Source organism: Pseudomonas sp. AL03 (assembly GCF_029960815.1).
Classification (GTDB): domain Bacteria; phylum Pseudomonadota; class Gammaproteobacteria; order Pseudomonadales; family Pseudomonadaceae; genus Aquipseudomonas.
The window spans coordinates 1-4,882 of record NZ_JASBRE010000060.1 but is presented as its reverse complement, the minus strand read 5'-3'; the positions used below and the strand labels follow the sequence as shown (position 1 = coordinate 4,882).

6 protein-coding genes are annotated in these 4,882 nt (G+C 60.9%); all 6 read left to right on the top strand.

Annotated features, from left to right (window positions below):
* A partial coding sequence (locus QK293_RS27250; protein ID WP_282383400.1) for a hypothetical protein occupies window positions 1-188 on the top strand: 188 nt, incomplete at its 5' end.
* A 27-nt stretch (window positions 189-215) separates the two neighbouring features.
* Window positions 216-1,508: a nitrous oxide reductase family maturation protein NosD gene (locus QK293_RS27245; RefSeq protein WP_282383397.1), complete on the top strand. Its 1,293-nt coding sequence runs from the start codon at window positions 216-218 to the stop codon at window positions 1,506-1,508.
* Window positions 1,505-2,428, top strand: a complete 924-nt coding sequence (locus tag QK293_RS27240; RefSeq protein WP_282383395.1) for an ABC transporter ATP-binding protein — start codon at window positions 1,505-1,507, stop codon at window positions 2,426-2,428. The genes QK293_RS27245 and QK293_RS27240 overlap by 4 nt, the downstream gene beginning before the upstream one ends.
* Window positions 2,425-3,255 (top strand): ABC transporter permease subunit, encoded by an 831-nt coding sequence (locus QK293_RS27235; protein ID WP_282383393.1) that lies wholly within the window; start codon window positions 2,425-2,427, stop codon window positions 3,253-3,255. The genes QK293_RS27240 and QK293_RS27235 overlap by 4 nt, the downstream gene beginning before the upstream one ends.
* Window positions 3,256-3,288: 33 nt before the next feature.
* On the top strand, window positions 3,289-3,795 hold the full coding sequence (locus QK293_RS27230) for a nitrous oxide reductase accessory protein NosL (RefSeq protein WP_282383391.1): 507 nt from the start codon (window positions 3,289-3,291) through the stop codon (window positions 3,793-3,795).
* 110 nt (window positions 3,796-3,905) lie between these two features.
* Window positions 3,906-4,649: an SDR family oxidoreductase gene (locus tag QK293_RS27225; RefSeq protein ID WP_282383389.1), complete on the top strand. Its 744-nt coding sequence runs from the start codon at window positions 3,906-3,908 to the stop codon at window positions 4,647-4,649.
* Window positions 4,650-4,882: the final 233 nt, after the last annotated feature.

The window sequence follows — 4,882 nt, the reverse complement described above, 5'->3', positions numbered from 1 at the left end:
AGATTGAAGACGTGACCCATGGCTTTGTGATGACCAACCATGGCGTGAGCATGGAGATCAGCCCGCAGCAGACGTCCTCGATCACCTTCATCGCCGACAAGGCCGGCCTGCACTGGTACTACTGCAGCTGGTTCTGCCATGCGCTGCACATGGAAATGGTCGGCCGCATGAAGGTCGAGAAGGCCTGACCGTTGCCCATCGACAGGAGCGGGCCAATGACCGATTTCAAGCAAACCCCCGTGAAGGTCATTGCGCTGGCGCTCCTGTCGCTTGGCGGCAGCGCGCTGGCGGCGGTACAACCCGTCACTAGCTTGCCGTTGAAGGTGGACGCCGATCAACGCTGGCACCTGCCGGCGGGGGAATACCGCGGCTCGTTCAGCGTCGATCAACCGATGCAGATTGTCTGCGAGCCGGGCGCGGTGTTCCAGGGAGAGGGGCAGGGCAACGGTTTGATCATCAGTGCGCCGGATGTCGGCATTGAGGGCTGCACCTTTCTGGATTGGGGCCACGATCTCACCGCTATGAACGCGGCGCTGTTCATCCAGCCAAAGGCCTATGGCGCGATGATTAAAGGCAATCGCCTGCAAGGTCGGGGCTTCGGTATCTGGGTCGATGGTACTCGGGATGTGAGCCTGATCGACAACCGCATTCAAGGTGATGCGACGATGCGCTCGCAGGATCGCGGCAACGGCATTCATCTGTATGCCGTGCATGGCGCCAAGGTCATTGGCAATCAGGTCCGCGACACCCGCGATGGCATTTACATCGACACTTCCAACGGCAACTTGCTGCAGGGCAATACCCTGGAAGACCTGCGCTACGGCGTGCATTACATGTTCGCCAACGATAACCAGCTGATCGGCAACACCACTCGCCGCACCCGCACCGGCTACGCCTTGATGCAAAGCCGCAAGCTCACGGTGATCGGCAATCGCTCCGAACAGGATCAGAACTACGGGATCCTGATGAACTACATCACTTATTCGACTTTGCGTGACAACTTCGTCACTGACGTGCGCGACGGTTCGACCGGCGACAGCATGATCAGCGGTGCCGAGGGCAAGGCGCTGTTCATCTACAACTCGCTGTTCAACAGCATCGAACACAATCACTTCCAGCACAGCGCCGTGGGCATCCATCTCACCGCAGGCTCGGAAGATAACCGCATCGCCGACAACGCTTTTGTCGGCAATCAACGGCAGGTCAAGTACGTCGCCACCCGCTTGCAGGAATGGTCGGCGGATGGCCGGGGCAATTACTGGAGCGATTACCTGGGCTGGGACCGCAACAACGATGGCCTCGGCGATATCGCTTACGAACCCAATGACAACGTCGACCGTCTGCTGTGGTTGTACCCGCAGGTGCGGCTGTTGATGAACAGCCCCGGTATCGAGTTGCTGCGCTGGGTGCAACGGGCCTTTCCGGTGATGAAGTCGCCGGGTGTGCTCGACAGTCATCCGCTGATGAAGTCATCCACTCAAACCCTGACCCAGGAGCCCACCTCATGAACGTCATCGACCTCCAAGGCGTGAGCCAGCGCTATGGGCATGCCACCGTGTTGCATCAGCTCAACCTCAGCCTGGCGGAAGGTGAAGTGCTGGGTTTGTTCGGGCACAACGGCGCGGGCAAGACCACCAGCATGAAACTGGTGCTTGGCCTGCTCCAGCCCAGCGAAGGCCAGGTCAGGGTGTTCGGCCGTTTGCCCAGTGATCCCCACGTGCGGCGCCTGCTCGGTTATCTGCCGGAGAACGTGACTTTTTACCCGCAGCTGAGCGGTCTTGAGACGTTGCGCCATTTCGCGCGACTCAAAGGCGCCGCGTCCGCTCAGGTGGACGTGCTGCTGGAGGAAGTCGGCCTGGCCGGTGCGGCACATCGACGGGTCAAGACCTACTCCAAAGGCATGCGTCAACGCCTGGGGCTGGCGCAAGCGTTGCTCGGTGAGCCGCGTTTGTTGCTGCTCGACGAGCCGACCGTCGGCCTCGATCCCATCGCTACCCAGGACCTTTATCGCTTGCTCGATCGCCTGCGCAGCCAAGGCACCAGCATCATTCTTTGTTCCCACGTATTGCCCGGCGTCGAGGCGCACATCAACCGCGCAGCGATTCTGACCCAGGGCCGCCTGCTGGCCCTCGGCAGTCTGCACAGTTTGCGTGAGGAAGCCGGGTTGCCAACGCTGATTCGCGCCAACGGCCTCAAGCACGCCGGGCCCTTGCAACAACGTTGGAACGACGCCGGGCACGTCACCGAGCGCTGGGGCGTCGAAGGTCTTGAAGTGGCCGCGCTCAATGGCAGCAAGCTCGGGCTGTTGCGCCAACTGCTCAATGAAGACGAACCGGTCGACGTGGAAATCCATCAGCCGTCCCTGGAAGATATTTACCGCTACTACATGAGCCGGGCCGGTGCGGCGTCGATCGGGGAGGCCGTATGAACGCTGTCTGGAACATGGCCCGCAAGGAATTCAGTGACGGTTTGCGCAATCGCTGGTTGTTGGCGATCAGTGTGTTGTTCGCGGTGCTGGCCATCGGCATCGCCTGGCTGGGCGCGGCGGCTTCCGGGCAATTGGGTTTCACTTCGGTGCCGGCCACCATCGCCAGCCTCGCCAGTCTGGCAACGTTTTTGATGCCGTTGATTGCGTTGCTGTTGGCCTATGACGCCATCGTCGGCGAGGACGAGAGCGGCACATTGCTGCTGTTGCTGACCTACCCGTTGGGTCGCGGGCAGATTCTGCTCGGCAAGTTTGTCGGCCACGGGCTGATCCTGGCGCTGGCGACACTGATCGGTTTCGGCTGCGCGATGCTGGCGATTGCTGTGTTGGTGGACGATGTCGAACTGAGCCTGTTGCTCTGGGCCTTTGGCCGTTTCATGGCGTCGTCGACGTTACTGGGCTGGGGTTTTCTGGGGCTGGCCTATGTGCTGAGCAGTGTGTCTGCCGAGAAATCCACGGCGGCCGGGTTGGCGCTGGGCGTCTGGTTCTTCTTCGTGCTGGTGTTCGACCTGGCACTGCTGGCGCTGCTGGTGCTTAGCGAAGGGCAGTTCAACCCGAAAGTGCTGCCCTGGTTGCTGTTGCTCAATCCCGCCGACATCTATCGCCTGATCAACCTTTCCGGTTTTGAACCCGGCGCCCATGCCGCTGGAGTACTGACCCTGGGCAGCGATTTGCCGATGCCGGGCTCGATGCTCTGGCTGTGCCTGTCGCTGTGGGTGGCGGCGCCATTGGGCTCGGCCTGGCTGTTGTTCCGTCGCCGGGCGACATGAGTTTCCCCTTTGATAGTGTTGGAGTAGTTGACGATGAGTAGGTTTTATCTGACGACGGTGCGCGCAGTGACGGTTCTGATGATGTGTCTGTTACTGACGGCCTGTGACAATCCGGCGCAAGCCACCTACAGCGACGCCGCGGCAGCCTTTCATCCCAGTGATGAATGCCATGTCTGCGGGATGATCATCAACGGATTCCCCGGGCCCAAGGGCGAAGTGGTCGAGCCGGCCGGGATCAAGAAATTCTGTTCCACGGCGGAAATGATCGGTTGGTGGTTGCAGCCGGAAAATCATCATGGCGATTCAAAACTGTATGTCCACGACATGGGCCGCAGCCCGTGGAACGCGCCGGATGACGCCCACCTGATCGATGCAAAAGATGCATTTTACGTGGTCGGCACCCAACTCAAAGGCGCCATGGGCGTGGTGCTGGCGTCATTCTCCGGTCGCGAGGCCGCTGAAAAGCTTGCCGCAGAACAGGGTGGTCGTTTGCTGCGATTCAGCGAGATCACTCCTGCGCTGCTGCAGCAGCAACACTAACGTCGTCGCGAAAATCTGATCGCCGTCAAGTCGGTATTTCTTCACCTGCTCAAAGATAGGCGTTCGCTACGTCCCCAGTGCTAGGCATCCGTGATGTCCAGGAGTAAATGATGAAAACCGAGTTTCAGGATCGTTTGGCGGTGGTCACGGGGGCCAGCTCCGGGATTGGCCTGGCGCTATGCGCCGCGCTGTTACCGCGCGGCGTCAAGGTGCTGGCGATGTCACGGACCCTGGGTGAACTGCCGGCCTTGCAGCAGATCTACGGCGAACGGTTGCAGTGGTTTGCCGGGGACGTCACGAATCAGCAAGACCTGCGCGAGCTGGCCGAGCGCGCTGCGGCGATAGGCCCCGTGGACTATCTGGTGCCCAACGCGGGGATCGCCGAAATGGCCGACAGCCTGGATATGTCGGCCTTCCAGCGCCAGTGGGCGGTCAACGGCGCCGGAGCGTTGAACACCCTGGCGGCGTTGCGCGGTGAATTGGCGAGTCCGGCGTCGGTGGTGTTTGTCGGGAGTTTCCTGACCGGTTCGAGCTTCCCCGGGCTGGCCGCCTGCATTGCCAGCAAGGCCGCGCTCGCGGCTCAGGCACGCACGCTGGCGGTGGAATTCGCGAGCTTTGATGTGCGCATCAATCTGGTCTCCCCGGGACCGACTGCGACCTCGATGTGGGACAACTTGGGGTTGAGCGAAGATCAGCTTGAAGACACCGCTACCCACCTCACCAAACGCCTGCTGCCCGGTCATTTTCTCGACGCGGCGGCGGTGGCCAATGTGATTGTCTTTCAGCTGTCGCAGGGTGCGCGGGGTGTTTACGGTCAGGACTGGAAGGTCGACAACGGTTACACCTTGGGCTGAAGGGTAAATATTTACGCTCGGGGTACATATCCGTTTCTGCGGTAACGGCGGCTATTGGTTCCACTTTTACAGCGGGTCACTTGGAGAAGCGCCAAGTAACCAAGCGCTCTTGCCCCTGACGTACGGTGCCTCGCCTAGGCTCGGCATGCCCTCGCTCCGGTCCTGCTCCGTGGGCCCCCCGCCATCGGCCATCCATGGCCCAGAGTGTGTAAAAACAGGCTCAAGCATCGTCG

Excerpts from the sequence above, each read along its gene's own strand:
- QK293_RS27240 (WP_282383395.1), top strand. The coding sequence starts at position 1,505 with ATGAACGTCATCGACCTCCAAGGCGTGAGCCAGCGCTATGGGCATGCC.
- QK293_RS27245 (WP_282383397.1), top strand. The coding sequence starts at position 216 with ATGACCGATTTCAAGCAAACCCCCGTGAAGGTCATTGCGCTGGCGCTC.
- QK293_RS27225 (WP_282383389.1), top strand. The coding sequence starts at position 3,906 with ATGAAAACCGAGTTTCAGGATCGTTTGGCGGTGGTCACGGGGGCCAGC.
- QK293_RS27230 (WP_282383391.1), top strand. The coding sequence starts at position 3,289 with ATGAGTAGGTTTTATCTGACGACGGTGCGCGCAGTGACGGTTCTGATG.
- QK293_RS27235 (WP_282383393.1), top strand. The coding sequence starts at position 2,425 with ATGAACGCTGTCTGGAACATGGCCCGCAAGGAATTCAGTGACGGTTTG.